Genomic DNA, 14,928 nt, shown 5'->3' with positions numbered 1-14,928 from the left:
TCTTGTCACCCCTCCAGCAGGCGCCGGGCGATGACCTGCGCCTGAATCTCCGCCGCGCCCTCGAAGATGTTGAGGATGCGGGCGTCGCAGAGGACGCGGGAGACCGGATATTCCAGCGCGAAGCCGTTGCCGCCGTGAATCTGCAGGGCGTTGTCCGCCGCCGCCCAGGCGACGCGGGCGCCGAGCAGCTTCGCCATGCCGGCTTCGAGGTCGCAGCGCTTGCCCTCGTCCTTCTCGCGCGCCGCGAAATAGGTGATCTGGCGGGCGATGTGAACCTCCACCGCCATCGACACGATCTTGTTGAAGACGCGCGGGAAGGCGAACAAGGGCTTGCCGAACTGGATGCGCTCCTTGGCGTATTTCAGGCCGAGGTCGAGCGCGCATTGCGCCACGCCCAGCGCGCGGGCGGCGGTCTGGATGCGGGCGGATTCGAAGGTCTCCATGAGATGCTTGAAGCCCTTGCCCTCCTCGCCGCCGAGGAGGTTTTCGGCCGGCACCTCGAAATTATCGAAGCCGATCTCGAACTCCTTCATGCCGCGATAGCCGAGCACCTCGATCTCGCCGCCGGTCATCCCGTTGGCGGGGAAGGGATTTTCATCCGTGCCGCGCGGCTTTTCGGCAACGAACATGGAAAGGCCCCTATAGCCCTTCTCGTTGGGGTTAGTGCGGGTCAGCAGCATCATGATGTCGGCGCGGACCGGATGGGTGATCCAGGTCTTGTTGCCGGTGACCTTGTAGACGTCGCCCTCGCGCACGGCGCGGGTGCGCAGATTCGCAAGGTCGGAGCCGTTGTTCGGCTCGGTGAAGACGGCGGTGGGGAGGATTTCGCCCGCCGCGATGCCCGGCAGATATTTCTGCTTCTGCGCTTCCGTGCCGCCGACGAGAATAAGTTCGCCCGCAATCTCGGAGCGCGTGCCGAGCGAGCCGACGCCGATATAGGCGCGCGACAGCTCCTCGGAGACGACGCACATGGCGATCTTGCCCATGCCCGAGCCGCCATATTCCTCAGGGATGGTGAGGCCGAAGACGCCGAGCTCGGCGAGGCCGCCGATCACTTCCAGCGGAATATAGGCGTTCTTGGAATGCCACTCATGCGCGAAGGGCACGACATTGTCGGCGGCGAATTTGCGCATCTCGCTGCGGATGGCTTCCAGCGTCTCGTCGAGGCCGGAGGCGCCGATGGTTTCGGCCGCCGAATGATGGTCGATCAGCTCGGCGAGGCGGGCGCGGTTCGCCGGCGTGTTGCCCGAAAGAATGAGCGCGTCGACGCAGGCCGGGCGCGCGGCGGCGACCTTGGCCGAGGAAAGGCCGAAGTCCGACAGGCGGACGAATTCGCCCTGGCTCATCGGAATGCCGCCATAGACCTGGGCGAGCAGCTCGGCGTAGCCGATCTGGTTCAGCAGCTCTTCCGTCTCGCCATAGGCGCCCTCGGCCGAGAGGCGCTCGGCGTAGTCGATGAGCTCTTTAAGGCCCTGCACATAGGTCGCGAACCAGGAGAGGCCGTGGGCGGCGTGCTGGTCGGCCTCGATCAGCTCGTTGGAGAGCTTGCCGTCCTTCGTCACGCGGGCGCGCACGCTGGCGAGCGCGTCATTATAGAGCGCCTCGACGGCGGCGAGCGCCTCCTTGGCGTTGGCGAGCCAGCTTTGGGGATCGAGTTTCGTCGCGACGGCTGCGGTCATTTCTTTCCTGTCTGGAATAGGGCCCGTTGAGGGCGCGGCCTGTGGAAAAATTTGCGCCCTACATGCCGCCATTTCGCCCGGGACGCAACTGGAAGGGGCATCCGCAAATCTCTCGGGTTCGCCGCCCTAATGTCCCGTCAGCATCGCAATTCTCGCCGCGCCCAATTTCAAAAAGAGCCTCAAGGGAAATCCCCGATAGCTCGGCGCGTCGGACGGCAATTCCATTTCCGACTTTCGGTGGCGCGTTTGGGTTCTCATTTCGATCGGCGGCGGGTTTCCGTCGTATCGGAGCCGATAGGTCGAGACCCAGAACCCCGGGTCGAATTTCACGAACATGCCGGAGTTGCAGCAGGAAGCGACCATTCTTCGCGTCGGCGAATTGGGTTTCAGCCGATGCTCCTCGAGAAGATCGGCGCCAGAGACGCAACGGAACCGATCGTCGCGGTAGGTCAAATAAGGCGTGCCGCCGTCTGGGTCGCGGACCAGCGCGGCGTTGGGGAGCGCTTCGATGCGCCGACCGCCTTCCTGGCAATCCGCGCAATAGCAAACGGCGCTCAGGATCGGCTCGCCGATGGCTTCGCAACGGACGCGCCCGCAGGCGCAGGAGGATATTCTGGTGGTGAGTCCCATTCGGCTCCCCTCATCAAACCGGCGTCACCCACAGCGGCAGGCCTCCCCTTGGCCGCGTCGTAAAGTCAGGGGCAAGCTCCAGCCGATGGCCGTCGACCGTCGTGAAACGAAAATCACGGACGAGCGTCGCAAGGATGGCTGTCATCTCCAGCATAGCGAAGCTCATGCCGATGCAGATGCGCGGGCCCGCGCCGAAGGGCAAATAGGCGCAACGGTGGCGCGCCTTGGCCTTTTCGGGCGCGAAACGGTCGGGGTCGAAGGCGCTCGGCTCGTCCCATAATTTCTCGTGACGATGCAGCGCCCAGATCGCGACAAAGATCGGCTCCTTCTTGAGGACCTTATGCGGGCCGAGCGTCGTATCTTCCCGCGGCTGGCGGCCGATGGCCGCAGCGGGCGGAAAGAGGCGCATCGCCTCCTGAACGACCTGTTTCGTGAACTGCAGCCTCTCGACCGTCTCCGGCCCGATGTCGTCGGCGCCGGCGATCTCTTGGACCTCCGCGCGCAGCCGTTCCTGCGACGCCTGATCCTTTGCGAGCAGCCACAAACTCCAGCCGAGCGCCACGGCGGAGGTTTCGTGTCCGGCGACCATCAGCCCGTAGAGATTGCCGATGAGCTCGGAATCCGTCATCGCCCTGCCGCTTTCGGGGTCGGTCGCGTTGAGCATCAGATCGACGATCGCGAGCGTCTGGGCGCGGGTGGCGCGGCGCGCGGCGACGATCCGCGCGGTTTCGTCATAGAGGTAGCGCATGTCCCGGTTGATCTGCGACGATCCCGGAAAGGGCAGCCAGTTCGGCAGGCTGAGCAGCGCCAATATGCGCTGCCAATTGACGCCTGAAAGCGCCCGCGTGAGCGCGGTGAGGAACCGCTCGCGGTCGAATGTCCCCTGCGCGCCGAGAACGGCGCTTTCGATGATGGAGAAAGTGACTTCCGACATCGCTTTCATGGCGTCGATCGGCGCGGTCGGCCGTTCTCGGCGCCAGGCTTGGCAAAGCTCCCCGGCGCAGCGCGCGAAGATTGGAGTCAACGCCAGAAGATTTTCGTGCCGGAACGCCGGCGCCAAAGCGCGCCGCTGCCATTTCCAATCGACGCCCTCTGCAAAAAACAACGAGCCCTTGTTGATTGCTCCTGAAAGCGCCTGAATTGTCATCACGTCGCGTTGGAAAAATTCCGCGCGCGTGAGCAGCATTTCTTCAATGAGGGCCGGGTCCGTCAGATAGATGGTTTTCGGCACGATCGGCCAAATGCCCCGCAACGACCAGAATCCCTCCCGATACGCCGCTGGCGGCCAGTTTTCGAGGAAGTTACGCTGGGTCGAGCGAAAACTCGGACGCTCATTTGGGGTGAAAGGCATGAAATCGGGATCGTGAAGCATCGCGGGTCGCCCCTGATGAATCGATAATGGCAATACCATACCTTATAGTATGTTTTTGGCAAGAGCCGCGCGCTGTGCGAGCCTAACCCTATGAGTCGTTTCAAGAAGGAAGACTGGCTGGCGCTCGGCGCAAAGCTGCTGGCGGAAGAAGGGCCGGCGGCGCTGACGATCGACCGCCTCACCGCGGCGGCGCGGCGCACGCGCGGCAGCTTCTACCACCACTTCGAAGACCGCGACGCCTTCCTGCGCGCCATGATGGAGCGCTGGCGCACGCAGGTGATCGAAATTGCAGGCAAGCGTTACGAGGCCGCGCAATCCGAAGCGGAAGTCCGCGCGCTGATGCGTGAGCAGCCCTTCGAGCTGGATTTCCGTTTCGAGCGCGAAATCCGGCGTCTCGCGGCGAGCGAGCCGATCGTGCGCGAGATATTGAACCAGGTCGACTGCGCGCGAATCGAGGGGCTCGCGTGCCTGTTGACGCATATGCGCCCGGACGTCGACGATCCGATGTCCTTCGCCTTCGTGCAATATTGCGCGGTTGTCGGCGCGCAATGGCTGCTGGAGGACCCCGACGATCCGCGCCTGCCGGCGATTCGCCGAACAGGCAACCGGCTCTTCGGTCTCAGCGAGCCGGAAGAGCCTGTGCAGTAACGGCTCGCCCTCATCCTTGGGATGGACGAGGGCGAAATGCGCCTCAAACCATTGCCGCTTGGACAGCGCGCGGTGGGATGTGTCATTCCCGGCGGGCTGAAAGCCCGACCGGGAATCCAGAGCCAAAATAGCCTAATGCTGCTCTGGATTCCCGATCGCTCGCGAAGCGAGCGTCGGGAATGACGGGTCACATCTCGCCGAGAACCTCCGCGACGGTGAAGATATCCTTGTCGCCCCGACCGCTCAGATTCATCACCATCAGATGATCTTGCGGCTTTTGCGGCGCAAGCTCGAGAACTTTTGCGATCGCGTGCGAGGGCTCCAGCGCCGGGATGATGCCCTCGAGTTTCGAGCAGATCTGGAAGGCGGCGAGCGCCTCCTTATCCGTGGCGTTGAGATATTTCACGCGGCCGGTCTGGTGCAGCCAGCTATGCTCCGGGCCGACGCCGGGATAATCCAGGCCCGCCGAAATCGAGTGGCCTTCAAGAATCTGTCCGTCGTCGTCCATGAGCAGATAAGTGCGATTGCCGTGCAGCACGCCCGGCCGGCCGCCCGCAATCGACGCCGCATGGCCGTTCGGCACAGAGACGCCGTGGCCGGCCGCCTCGACGCCGTAAATCTCGACGTCGCGATCGTCCAGGAAGGGGTGGAACAGGCCGATGGCGTTGGAGCCGCCGCCGATGCAGGCGACGAGCGAATCGGGCAAGCGCCCCTCCGCCTCCTGCATTTGCGCGCGCGTCTCATTGCCGATGATCGACTGGAAATCGCGCACCATGCCCGGATAGGGATGCGGCCCGGCGGCCGTACCGATGCAATAGAAAGTGTTGGAGACGTTGGTCACCCAATCGCGCAACGCCTCATTCATCGCGTCCTTCAGCGTGCGTGCGCCCGATTGCACGGGGTTCACCGTGGCGCCCAGCATTTTCATGCGGAAGACGTTGGGCTTTTGCCGCTCGACGTCGACGGCGCCCATATAGACGACGCATTCGAGCCCGAAGCGCGCGCAGGCCGTAGCCGTGGCGACGCCATGCTGGCCGGCGCCCGTCTCGGCGATGATGCGCTTCTTGCCCATGCGCTTGGCGAGCAGAATCTGCCCCAGCACATTGTTGATCTTATGCGAGCCGGTGTGGTTCAGCTCCTCGCGCTTGAAGTAAATCTTCGCGCCTTTTCCCTCCTCCGCATTCTGGCGGACATGCTCGGTCAGGCGTTCGGCGAAATAGAGCGGCGAGGGGCGCCCGACATAATGCGTGTGCAGATGCGCGAGCTCCGCGTGGAAGGCGGGATCGTTCCTGGCTTCGTTATAGGCGCGCTCCAGATCGAGCACGAGCGGCATCAGCGTCTCGGCGACGAAGCGGCCGCCGAAAATGCCAAAACGGCCGTTCTCGTCCGGGCCGGCGCGGAAGGAATTGGGAAGCGGCTTGGTCACGGAGCGGTTCCTCTTTGCGGTCGCCTTTCGCCCCCTCCCCAACCCTCCCCCGCTCCGCGGGAGAGGGAGTCAGGCCGCCGCCTTCATCGACGCTGCTGATCGCGAGCGTCCCCTCTCCCGCGAAGCGGGGGAGGGACAGGGAGGGGGTGCATGCAGCTATTCGTCTCGGCGAGAACCTTTAGAGCCTTCCGGCTCCAAATCAAAGCGAGCGGACGGCTTCGAGAAAGGCGCTGATCTTTCCGGCGTCCTTGACGCCCCTCTCACGCTCGACCCCGGACGACACGTCCACCGCCGGCGCGCCCGTGCGGCGCAGCGCTTGGGCGACATTCTCGGCATCGAGGCCGCCCGACAGCATCCAATGTTTCGCGCTGATGTTGCGCAGCAAATCCCAGTCGAACTGGACGCCCGCGCCGCCGGGAATCGCAGCGTCCGGCGCCGGTTTGGCGTCGAACAGCAGAATATCCGCGACGTCCTCATAAGATTGCGCGGCCGCCACATCCTCGGCGGTAGCAACGCCGATCGCCTTGATCGCGGGAAGGCCGAATCGGGCCTTCACCGCGGCGACGCGCGCCGGGGTTTCGCGCCCATGCAATTGCAGAAGGTCGGGCTCGAGGTGGTCAACAATTGCTTCGAGCGCGTCGTCGTCCGCGTCGACCGTCAGCGCCACTTTGCGAATGCGCCCCGACGCCAGCATGCCCAACGTGCGCGCCGTCTCCAGATCGATATGGCGCGGGCTTTTCTCGAAGAACACGAAGCCGGCCATATCCGCCCCCGCGGCGATTGTCGCGAGCAGGGTCTCGGGCGAAGACAGGCCGCAGATTTTGACGAGCGTATCGGACACTGCAGCCCCTCGGACCGCGAGCCTTCAGGCTCGCTCGGCTTGAATGCGCGCCCGAAGGCGCGCGGTCCTTTTATCCCCGATTATACACGTCCTGGAAACGGACGATGTCGTCTTCGCCGAGATAGGAGCCGGTCTGCACCTCGATCAGCTCCAGATCGATCTTGCCGGGGTTGATCAGGCGGTGCTTGCAGCCGATCGGCAGATAGATCGACTCATTCTCGTGCACGAGATGAACTTCGTCGTCGCGGCCGACCTCCGCCGTGCCGCGCACGACGATCCAATGTTCCGCGCGGTGGAAGTGCTTCTGCAGCGACAGGCGCTCGCCCGGCTTCACCACGATGCGCTTCACCTGATAGCGCTGGCCCTCGTCGATCGACTGGTAATAGCCCCAGGGGCGAAAGATGCGCTTATGCGCCGCCGCCTCGCGGCGGTTCTGCGTCTTCAACTCGTCGACGAGATTCTTCACCTTGTCGCCGTGCTCCTGGTTCAACACCAGCACGGCGTCCTGCGTCGTCACTACGATGACGTCGTCGACGCCGACGACCGTTGTGAGCGTGTCCTCGGAGCGCACATGGACGTTTTTGGCGTCCATCACCACGCCCTGGCCGCGCACCGAATTGCCCTGCGCGTCCCGCTCCGACAGCTCCCAGACGGCGCGCCAGGTGCCGACATCCGACCAGCCGATGTCGGCGGGGATCAGCGCGGCCTTCTCGGTCTTCTCCATCACGGCGTAGTCGATCGACTTCTTGGGCGCGCGGGCGAAGGCTTCCGCGTTCAGCACGCAGAAATCTAGATCCCGCGCGGCGCCGTCGATCGCCGCTTCGGCCGCTTCGGAAATTTCGGGCTCGAAATGCGCGATCTCGGCCTGCATGACGTCGGCGCGGAAGATGAAATTGCCGCTGTTCCAGAAATAGCCGGCCTCGATATAGCGCTGCGCCGTCTCGCGGTCGGGCTTTTCGACGAAGGCGTCGAGCTTGAGGACCTCGCTTCCCTCGTGCAGCGGCGCGCCCGGCCGCAGATAGCCGTAGCCGGTCGCCGGATGATCGGGCTTGACGCCGAGCGTGACGATATAGCCCTCGGACGCGGCTTCGGCGGCTTTCTTGCAAAGCGCGACGAGGCCGGCGCGGTCGCGCACTACATGGTCGGCGGCGAGCACGACGACGATCGTCTCGGGCGCGCGGCGCGCGGCGAGGCCGGCGGCCACGGCGACCGCCGGGCCCGAATCGCGGCGCGAGGGCTCGAGCACGATGTCGGCTTGCGCGCCGATCGCGCGTAGCTGATCGTTGATCAGAAAGCGATAGTCGCTGTTGGAGATGACGATCGGCGTCTCGAAGGCCGGGTCGGCCAGCATCGCCATGGTCGTCTGAAAGGTCGAGCGCTCGCCGACGAGCGGAATAAATTGCTTCGGCAGGCTCTCCCGCGACTCGGGCCAGACGCGCGTTCCGGAGCCCCCGCACATGATCACAGGAAGGATTTTAATCATTCAGTCCTTCTCCGGCCAACGATTTTGGGCTGCGTCGCTTGCGGCCTAAAAAACCGTTCTTCACCGATAGCTTAAGCAGACCAGAAGAAGAAAGCGCGAGCCTCCTTCAAAAATTCAGACAAGGCTTTTCTGTCGCCGTGAGCAGAATGTCATTTCTGCTCACTTCTTGTCGAGAATTTGGCTGGAGTCCAGCAGCTCGATTAGGCTTTGCCCTTTTTCTCCAGCTCCGCCTTGAGCGCGGCGAGCTTTGCGAAGGGCGAATCCGGATCGGGCTGGCGCTCGCGTCTCTCGGGAGCCGCGAAACCGCCGCCCGGCCGGCAGCGCCTGTCGTCGCGCGGGCCCCGGTCGGGCCGCGACTTGTCGAAGCGCGGCTTGTCGAAATGCGGCTTGCCGGCGGGGCGGGGCGCGCCTTCCGCGGCCGTGGCGGCGCCTTCAGGCTGGCGCGGACGGTCGCGGCGGGGCGGGCGGCGTTCGCCCTCGGCGCCGCCTTCGCGCGGTCCGCGCTGAGGCGCGCCCTGATGGCGGCGCGGGCCGGCATGGGCGTGGCGTTGCGGCGCCCAGACTTCGATCGTGGCGGGCGCTTCCGGCGGGGCTCCTTCCGCGGCGGCGGGCGCCTCGGCGGTTGCTTCGACCGCGGTCGCCTCTGCCGGCGCCTCAATGGCGGCGGTTTCCGCGACGACGTCGACGGCCGTTTCCACCGGGGCTTCCGCGACCGGCTCCGCCGGCGTTTCAGGCGGCGCAGTCTCGGCAGCCGTCTCGCTCGCCGCCTCTGCGGCGGCTTCTTCCTCGCCCGCCGGCTTCTGCGCGATCGGCTCGGTCGAGGCGGCCGGAATCAGCGGCACGGTGATCGCCGGACCCGGGCGCTGCGCGGAGGCATAGCCGAGCGACTTCAGAATCGAAGAGAAAGCCTCGCCCGAGCAGCCGGTGAGCGAGGTCATGGCGACGGTGACGACGAAGCCCTCGCCATCGGCCGCGCCGGCGGGCGGCTCGCCCGCCGTGACGCCGGGCTTATAGGCGATCGCCGGGCGGATGAGATCGGCCAGGCGCTCCAGAATATCGACGCGCACCACCCGCTCGCCGCAGACGCGGAAACCCGCGGCGCGGTAGAAGCCCTTGTGGATCGTGGGATCGGCCGCGAAGGAGGTGCGGCCCGAGGCCGCAAGATGCGGCACTTCCTCCAGCCCTTTCACGGTATCGAGCCCGCCGTGCTGCAGCGCCCACAGCAGGGACGCCAAAGCGCGGGGCGCCGGCTTCAGCAGCAGCGGCAGATAAATGTGATAGGCGCCGAATCGCACGCCGAGCTTGCGCAGGGCGGCGCGGTCCTCCTGGGAGAAGGACTTCACGTCCTTGGCGACGCGGGCGCGGTCCAGCACGCCGAGATCCTCGGCGATCTGGAAGGCCACGCCGCGCGTGACGCCCTCGAGACCCTCGCCCTTTTCGAGCGTCTCCAGCGAGCCGAGCAGCTTTTTCACATGCTGCGCCAGCCAGAGATTGAGGCGGGTCTGGACCTTCTCCAGCGCCGCGCCGGTGAGCTGCTCGTCGGCGAGGATGCGGGTCGTGGGCGTGAGCACGCTCGCGCCGGCCGCGATTTTCGCCACAGGCTCGCCGAGCCAGCGGATGACGCCGTCATTGCCGAGCACGAAGGCGTCGTCGACGGCGTCGAAGACGCGGGTGGCGCGCGCCTCGAACTCCCCGGCAAGGGCCTTCTGGGCCGCCGCATTCAGGGCCTTGGCGGCTTCGCCGGCCGCCCCCGGATCGGGCGTGAAGCGAAAGCCCTGGAGGCTCCCGACATGCTGGCCTTCCACCAGCACGTCGCCGGCGGCGTTGATTTCGGCTTCGAGCATCGCATTCTCTCTTAAACGGCGCATCAGCACGCTGGTGCGGCGATCGACGAAACGCTGCGTCAAACGGGCGTGCAGCGCGTCGGACAGGCTGTCCTCTACCCGACGCGCGACGCTCTGCCAATGCTCGGCGTCATCGAGCCAGCCAGAACGGTTCGAGATAAAGCTGACCGTGCGGACCTGCGCAAGCCGGTTGGACAGCGTGTCGATGTCGCCGTCGACCCTATCGACGGCGTCGATATGCTTCGCCATCCAATCGGGTGGAATTTTGCCGCGCCGCGCGATGAAAGAAAAGACCGATAGAGCGAGATCGGCGTGGGCGGCCGGCGAGGTCTTGCGATAATCGGGAATTTGGCAGGCTTCCCAGAGCCTTGTGACGTCGGCCGGGGTTTTGGCGTTCTTCTGCGCGATTTCGTCGCGGCTCGCCGCCTCCAGGGTCAACTGGTCGACGGCGATGGGTGCGCGCGTGAAGCGCGGATGGTCCGGCGTCTTGTCCAGCGAATGGGACAGCGCCTGGATCGACGAGAAGTCGAGATTACTGTTGCGCCATTGCAGGAGTTGGACGGGATCGAAGCGATGGTCCTCCAGCGCCTCGATCAGCTCCTCCTCGAAAGGCGGGCAGCGGCCGGTCGCCCCGAAGGCGCCGTCGCTCATATGGCGACCGGCGCGGCCGGCGATCTGGCCGAATTCCGCCGGGGTGAGGCGGCGATAGCGCCAGCCGTCGAATTTGCGGTCGGAGGCGAAGGCCACATGATCGACGTCGAGATTGAGTCCCATGCCGATGGCGTCGGTCGCAACGATGTAATCCACGTCGCCCGATTGAAAGAGTTCGACCTGGGCGTTGCGGGTGCGCGGCGAAAGCGCCCCGAGCACCACCGCCGCGCCGCCCCTTTGGCGCTTGATCCATTCCGCGATGGCGTAGACCTCCTCGGCTGAGAAGGCGACGATGGCGGTCTTGGGCGGCAGGCGGGAAATTTTCTTGTCGCCGGCGAAGGTCAACCGCGACAGGCGCGGGCGCGAAAAGATCGGCGCGCCGGGGAAAAGCTCGCCGATTAGCGGCGCCATTGTGTCGGCGCCGATCAGCAGGGTCTCCTGCCGCCCGCGCCAGCGCAAAAGCCGGTCGGTAAAAATGTGCCCTCGGTCCAGATCAGCGGCGAGCTGGATCTCGTCGATCGCGAGGAAATCCACGTCGATGTCGCGCGGCATCGCCTCGACAGTCGAGATCCAATAGGCCGGCGCGCGCGGTTTGATCTTCTCTTCGCCGGTGATCAGCGCGACGGCCTCGGAGCCGACTTTGGCGACCACGCGGCCATAGACCTCGCGCGCCAGCAACCGCAGCGGCAGGCCGATGATCCCCGTGGGAAAGGAGAGCATCCGCTCGATCGCGTGATGGGTCTTGCCGGTGTTGGTGGGGCCGAGCACCGCCGCGACCCCATGGGCGGCGGCGCGGCTTCCAGGCGGGAGCGGCGGCATGAGAATTTGTCGCTTTTCTTTTTTCTGACCCCGGGCGCCGTTATCGCCGGTGCGGCCGTCTCATAACGGAACTTTCGACGGAGCGCGAATTCACCTTCTGAACAGCCGGCGAACGAATCGCGGCCGAATCGCTGACTCGCGCCGAGTCACGCTTCGTTCCAACCAGATATGGTGTGACCTGCCTAAGTGCGACCCAGAAATGGTAGATATTGGGTTTGGTTCCGTCCGCAAGATCGGACGGGCAGCGGGACTCGCGGGGCCGCTTCTGTCAACCCTCGAAACGAGCAGCTTTTGGCGCGCCAATTAACCAGCCGGCAGAAGCGAGAACGGAGCAGGCACGAATCGCTTCTCTGGCTGGTTGCTGGTTGGTTCCGTTTAGATCTTGTGGCGCCACTTGGTAGGGGCGCAAAATGTAGCGCCGCCCCGCTGGAGCGCGTTCTGTCGCGCGAGACGGAAAGCGGTGGGCTGTTAAGGAAATCGTCTCATTCCGGCGCCGGCGGGTCGAGCCTGTGCCGCGTTCCGTGATCTTGGCCCCCGCCGCCGCCGTTCCCCAGCATGGTTAATGCGGGAGCTTTACGGTAGTCGCCCCGCCGCATGCGGATAAACAGGGCCTTAAGCTGTCGCCCGCATAGTGCGCGTGAATCATAGGAAAACCGGACGTTTCGGGGCGCGCATGGGCATTGCCTTAAGTGAAATTTGCGCCACTCTCGAAGCCTTCGCTCTCTTGTCGCTTATCGTCAGCGGCGCCGGCGCGGCCATTGCCGACCGGCTGCGTTTCCCGGGATTTGCCGAAGGCTCCCGACTCGAGCGTCTGGGCCTGTCGCTGATCTGCGGCTTCGGCTGCGTCCCCGTGATCCTCAATCTCGCCGCCCGCCTCGGGCCCGAATCGATGACGATCGCCGCCTTGGCGCTTGCGGCGTTGGGCTGGGTAGCGCTGGCGCGGCCGGGCGTGACGACCTCGCGGCTACATCCCGCCTGGATAGGCGTCGCGCTGTTCTGGATCATCTTTGCCACGGCGCTGCTCGTGGACATGCCCGGCGTCGGCAAGCTGCAGCATTCGCTGCTCGCCGTCGATTATGTGAAGCACGCCGCGGCGACCTGGTCGCTGGCGCAGTCCGGCGCGCCGCCCTGGAGCCCGACCTTTTACGATCCGGGCCGGGGGATGTCCTATTACTACCTCTTCTACACCTTGCCCGCCGCGGTCGCTGTCGTCGGCGCGCCGCTCGGCGTCGCCGCGCGCCATGCCGCCTATGCCTGCGCGCCGCTGATCGGCTTCGCGCTATTCGCGCTCGCCCAGGCGGCGCTTGCGCAGAGCGGCGCGGAAACGGCCGTCGGGGTTGCAGAGCCGAAGCCTCGGGCGCGCAATGCGCTGCTGCTGGCGCTGCTCTTTGCCACGGGCCTCGATTTCCTGCCGCTCATGACGGTCTATGTCGCGGGCGGGGGAAGCGCGGACTTTCTGTTCCTGCATTTCACCGATTGGGACGAGCAGGTCACCTCCTGGTTCAACAGCGTGATGTGGGTGCCGCATCACGTCGCGGCGCTCTGCGCGGCCTTCGCTGGTTTTATCGCGCTCACCGCGCCGGGCGCCGACTGGCGGCGCGTGGCGCTCGCGGGCCTCGCCTTCGCCTCCATGGCGGGCGAATCCGTCTATGTCGCCATGCCGGCGGCGCTCGGCGCCGGCTTCTGGCTACTCTCCCTTCTCTGGCGGCGCCGGGCCGAAGATGCGATTCGTCTCGGCATTGCTGGCGTTCTTGCGCTTGGCCTGGCTGCGCCATGGCTCGTGACGCTGCTGCCGCGCGTCGGGGGAGGGGGCGAGGCGACGCCGATCGGCTTCGCCTTGCGCGGCCCGGAATGGATCGACATCCTTGCCGGCTCGCGCGAGGCGGGGACGATGTACCGCGGCCTGTCGATACCGCTCTTCTATCTCATCGATTTCGGCGTCTTCGCGCTTGGCTCCGTGGTCTTCTGGCGCAAGGCGGGCCGGCGGGGGCGCGCGAGCGAATTCGGCTTGCTGCTCATCTGCCTTACCGTCGCCTCCCTGCTGATCGGTTCATTCTTTCGCTCGACGGTCCTTCTCAACGATCTTGGCTGGCGGGCGATGCTCTTTGCGCAATTCGCCACGCTCGTCTGGACCGCCGCGGCCGCGCGGCAAGGGCATTTGTTTCGCGGCGGGATCGGCGTCTCCGCCGGCGCCTGTCTCGTCCTCGCCTATCTGGCGTTGGGCGTCGCGGTCGCGCAACTGCGCCTTTATTTCCCTCTCGAGCACTTGCGCGCGACGCTCGCCGACGAGATGGCGGCCTGGAGCTGGCTGGACGCGCATCTGCCGACGGGCGCCGTCGCGCAGGCGTATCCTGAAAAGAACCGCGCCTATGGCTATGGGCTCTATGGGCGTTTTCCTGTCGCCGTCGCCGATCGGCACAATGCGCGGCTCTTCGGCGCCCGCGAGGCCGAGATCGACGAGCGCATCGCTTTCCTCGGGCCGATCTTTGTGGATGCAACGCTCTCGCTCGACGAGGCGCGTCGTCGTGCGGCGCGCCATAATATCGCGGCGCTGGTCGTCGCTTCGCGCGACCCGGTTTTTGCCGCGCCCGGCGCCTGGACCGCGACGGCGGCGCCCGCCTACGCCAATCAAAATTTCCGCGTCTATCTCCTGAACGGCGCCCATCATGACGCAAATGACTGAGACGCGGTCGACACTCCGCCGCGCCTTCGCGCTCGTCCTTCTCTACGCCGCGGCGACCCTCGTCGGCGGCGTGATCTTCGTCGCGCTGCTGCGCGCGGCGCTGGCTCTTCTTGGTCCCGGCGTCATGTTCTATCGCGGCGTCGGCGCGCTCATTGTCGACTTCCTCCTGCTGATCGTGCTGGTTGCGGCGGCGGCCGCGCGCCTGCCGCGCCGCTTCGGGATCGACGGCGCCGACGCGCTCGGCGCGGCCATGGTCGCGACGTCGCTGCTCTTTGCGGCTTTCGTTTTGGGACCGATCACAGCCGATCGGTCGATCTCGGTTTTCATGTTGTCGCAGTTCGACGCCGCCGATCGTCCGGTGACTGCGGCGGAAGCGCGCGACGCCTTTGTGCGCGTCTATGTGGACGATTGGGCGCAGATCGACCGGCGACTGAAGGAGCAGGCGCTCTCCGGCAATCTCGAACAGGGACCGGACGGCTGGCGTCTGACCGCGCAGGGCCGCGCTTTCATGAAGACCGCACGGGCCCTGTCGTCGATCTTCGGCGGCGACCCGCGCTTCGTCGGGCGCAAGGATTAGGAGAAGGGGCCGTAACAGTTCTCGCTGCGAAGCCGCTGACTCTGGTCGAATCGCCGCCGCACGGACAGTTTCTGAGCACTGGTTTGCCAGAAATTCACTCGTCGACAAACCTCCGAGGCGGCCTCGTCCTTCGAGACGCGAGCTTTGCTCGCTCCTCAGGAAGAGGCCTAAGTGTTTGGCGTAGATGCAGAAGCCCCTCATGCTGAGGAGCCTGCGCAGCAGGCGTCTCGAAGCACGAGGGGCGTCAACGCCACTTTATCGGCCGCCGCATGTCC

The 14,928-nt window shown here is 65.6% G+C and carries 10 protein-coding genes; 3 read left to right on the top strand and 7 right to left on the bottom strand.

Going from position 1 to position 14,928, the window contains the following annotated elements:
- Positions 1-5 precede the first annotated feature (5 nt).
- The 3 genes from JJT62_RS00875 to JJT62_RS00865 form a co-directional block, all read right to left on the bottom strand.
- Positions 6-1,679: an acyl-CoA dehydrogenase family protein gene (locus tag JJT62_RS00875; protein ID WP_202070804.1), complete on the bottom strand. Its 1,674-nt coding sequence runs from the start codon at positions 1,677-1,679 to the stop codon at positions 6-8.
- Between the two features lie 126 nt (positions 1,680-1,805).
- Entirely contained in the window at positions 1,806-2,309 is a 504-nt protein-coding gene (locus tag JJT62_RS00870; protein WP_202070803.1) for a GFA family protein, read from the bottom strand.
- Between the two features lie 13 nt (positions 2,310-2,322).
- Positions 2,323-3,660, bottom strand: a complete 1,338-nt coding sequence (locus tag JJT62_RS00865) for a cytochrome P450 (protein WP_246744636.1) — start codon at positions 3,658-3,660, stop codon at positions 2,323-2,325.
- Between the two features lie 111 nt (positions 3,661-3,771).
- Here JJT62_RS00865 and JJT62_RS00860 point away from each other — a divergent pair, with 111 nt between their 5' ends.
- The gene (locus JJT62_RS00860) at positions 3,772-4,329 is read left to right on the top strand and encodes a TetR/AcrR family transcriptional regulator (RefSeq protein ID WP_202070801.1); all 558 of its coding nucleotides are present in this window, start codon (positions 3,772-3,774) and stop codon (positions 4,327-4,329) included.
- Positions 4,330-4,516: 187 nt separating this feature from the next.
- On the opposite strand, the gene trpB is transcribed toward JJT62_RS00860, so the two are convergent.
- The 4 genes from trpB to JJT62_RS00840 all read right to left on the bottom strand — a co-directional run bounded on the left by trpB (position 4,517) and on the right by JJT62_RS00840 (position 11,393).
- On the bottom strand, positions 4,517-5,755 hold the full coding sequence (gene trpB, locus JJT62_RS00855; RefSeq protein ID WP_202070800.1) for a tryptophan synthase subunit beta: 1,239 nt from the start codon (positions 5,753-5,755) through the stop codon (positions 4,517-4,519).
- Positions 5,756-5,954: 199 nt separating this feature from the next.
- Entirely contained in the window at positions 5,955-6,596 is a 642-nt protein-coding gene (locus tag JJT62_RS00850) for a phosphoribosylanthranilate isomerase (protein ID WP_202070799.1), read from the bottom strand.
- A 70-nt stretch (positions 6,597-6,666) separates the two neighbouring features.
- Positions 6,667-8,079: a mannose-1-phosphate guanylyltransferase/mannose-6-phosphate isomerase gene (locus JJT62_RS00845; protein ID WP_202070798.1), complete on the bottom strand. Its 1,413-nt coding sequence runs from the start codon at positions 8,077-8,079 to the stop codon at positions 6,667-6,669.
- 200 nt (positions 8,080-8,279) lie between these two features.
- Positions 8,280-11,393, bottom strand: a complete 3,114-nt coding sequence (locus tag JJT62_RS00840; RefSeq protein WP_202070797.1) for a helicase-related protein — start codon at positions 11,391-11,393, stop codon at positions 8,280-8,282.
- A gap of 673 nt (positions 11,394-12,066) precedes the next feature.
- Between JJT62_RS00840 and JJT62_RS00835 the strand changes: the two genes are divergently transcribed.
- Entirely contained in the window at positions 12,067-14,076 is a 2,010-nt protein-coding gene (locus JJT62_RS00835) for a hypothetical protein (RefSeq protein WP_202070796.1), read from the top strand.
- Positions 14,060-14,653: a hypothetical protein gene (locus JJT62_RS00830; protein ID WP_202070795.1), complete on the top strand. Its 594-nt coding sequence runs from the start codon at positions 14,060-14,062 to the stop codon at positions 14,651-14,653. Before JJT62_RS00835 ends, JJT62_RS00830 begins: the two co-directional genes overlap by 17 nt.
- Positions 14,654-14,928 lie beyond the last annotated feature (275 nt).

The organism is Methylocystis sp. Sn-Cys, assembly GCF_016745395.1.
In the GTDB taxonomy this organism is placed as follows: domain Bacteria; phylum Pseudomonadota; class Alphaproteobacteria; order Rhizobiales; family Beijerinckiaceae; genus Methylocystis; species Methylocystis iwaonis.
Note: the sequence above shows the minus strand (reverse complement) of the source record. Positions and strands in the feature narration are given on the sequence as shown.

Coding starts and splice junctions, on each gene's coding strand:
- JJT62_RS00835 (WP_202070796.1), top strand. CDS start 12,067: ATGGGCATTGCCTTAAGTGAAATTTGCGCCACTCTCGAAGCCTTCGCT.
- JJT62_RS00875 (WP_202070804.1), bottom strand. CDS start 1,679: ATGACCGCAGCCGTCGCGACGAAACTCGATCCCCAAAGCTGGCTCGCC.
- JJT62_RS00865 (WP_246744636.1), bottom strand. CDS start 3,660: ATGCCTTTCACCCCAAATGAGCGTCCGAGTTTTCGCTCGACCCAGCGT.
- JJT62_RS00860 (WP_202070801.1), top strand. CDS start 3,772: ATGAGTCGTTTCAAGAAGGAAGACTGGCTGGCGCTCGGCGCAAAGCTG.
- JJT62_RS00845 (WP_202070798.1), bottom strand. CDS start 8,079: ATGATTAAAATCCTTCCTGTGATCATGTGCGGGGGCTCCGGAACGCGC.
- JJT62_RS00830 (WP_202070795.1), top strand. CDS start 14,060: ATGACGCAAATGACTGAGACGCGGTCGACACTCCGCCGCGCCTTCGCG.
- JJT62_RS00870 (WP_202070803.1), bottom strand. CDS start 2,309: ATGGGACTCACCACCAGAATATCCTCCTGCGCCTGCGGGCGCGTCCGT.
- JJT62_RS00840 (WP_202070797.1), bottom strand. CDS start 11,393: ATGCCGCCGCTCCCGCCTGGAAGCCGCGCCGCCGCCCATGGGGTCGCG.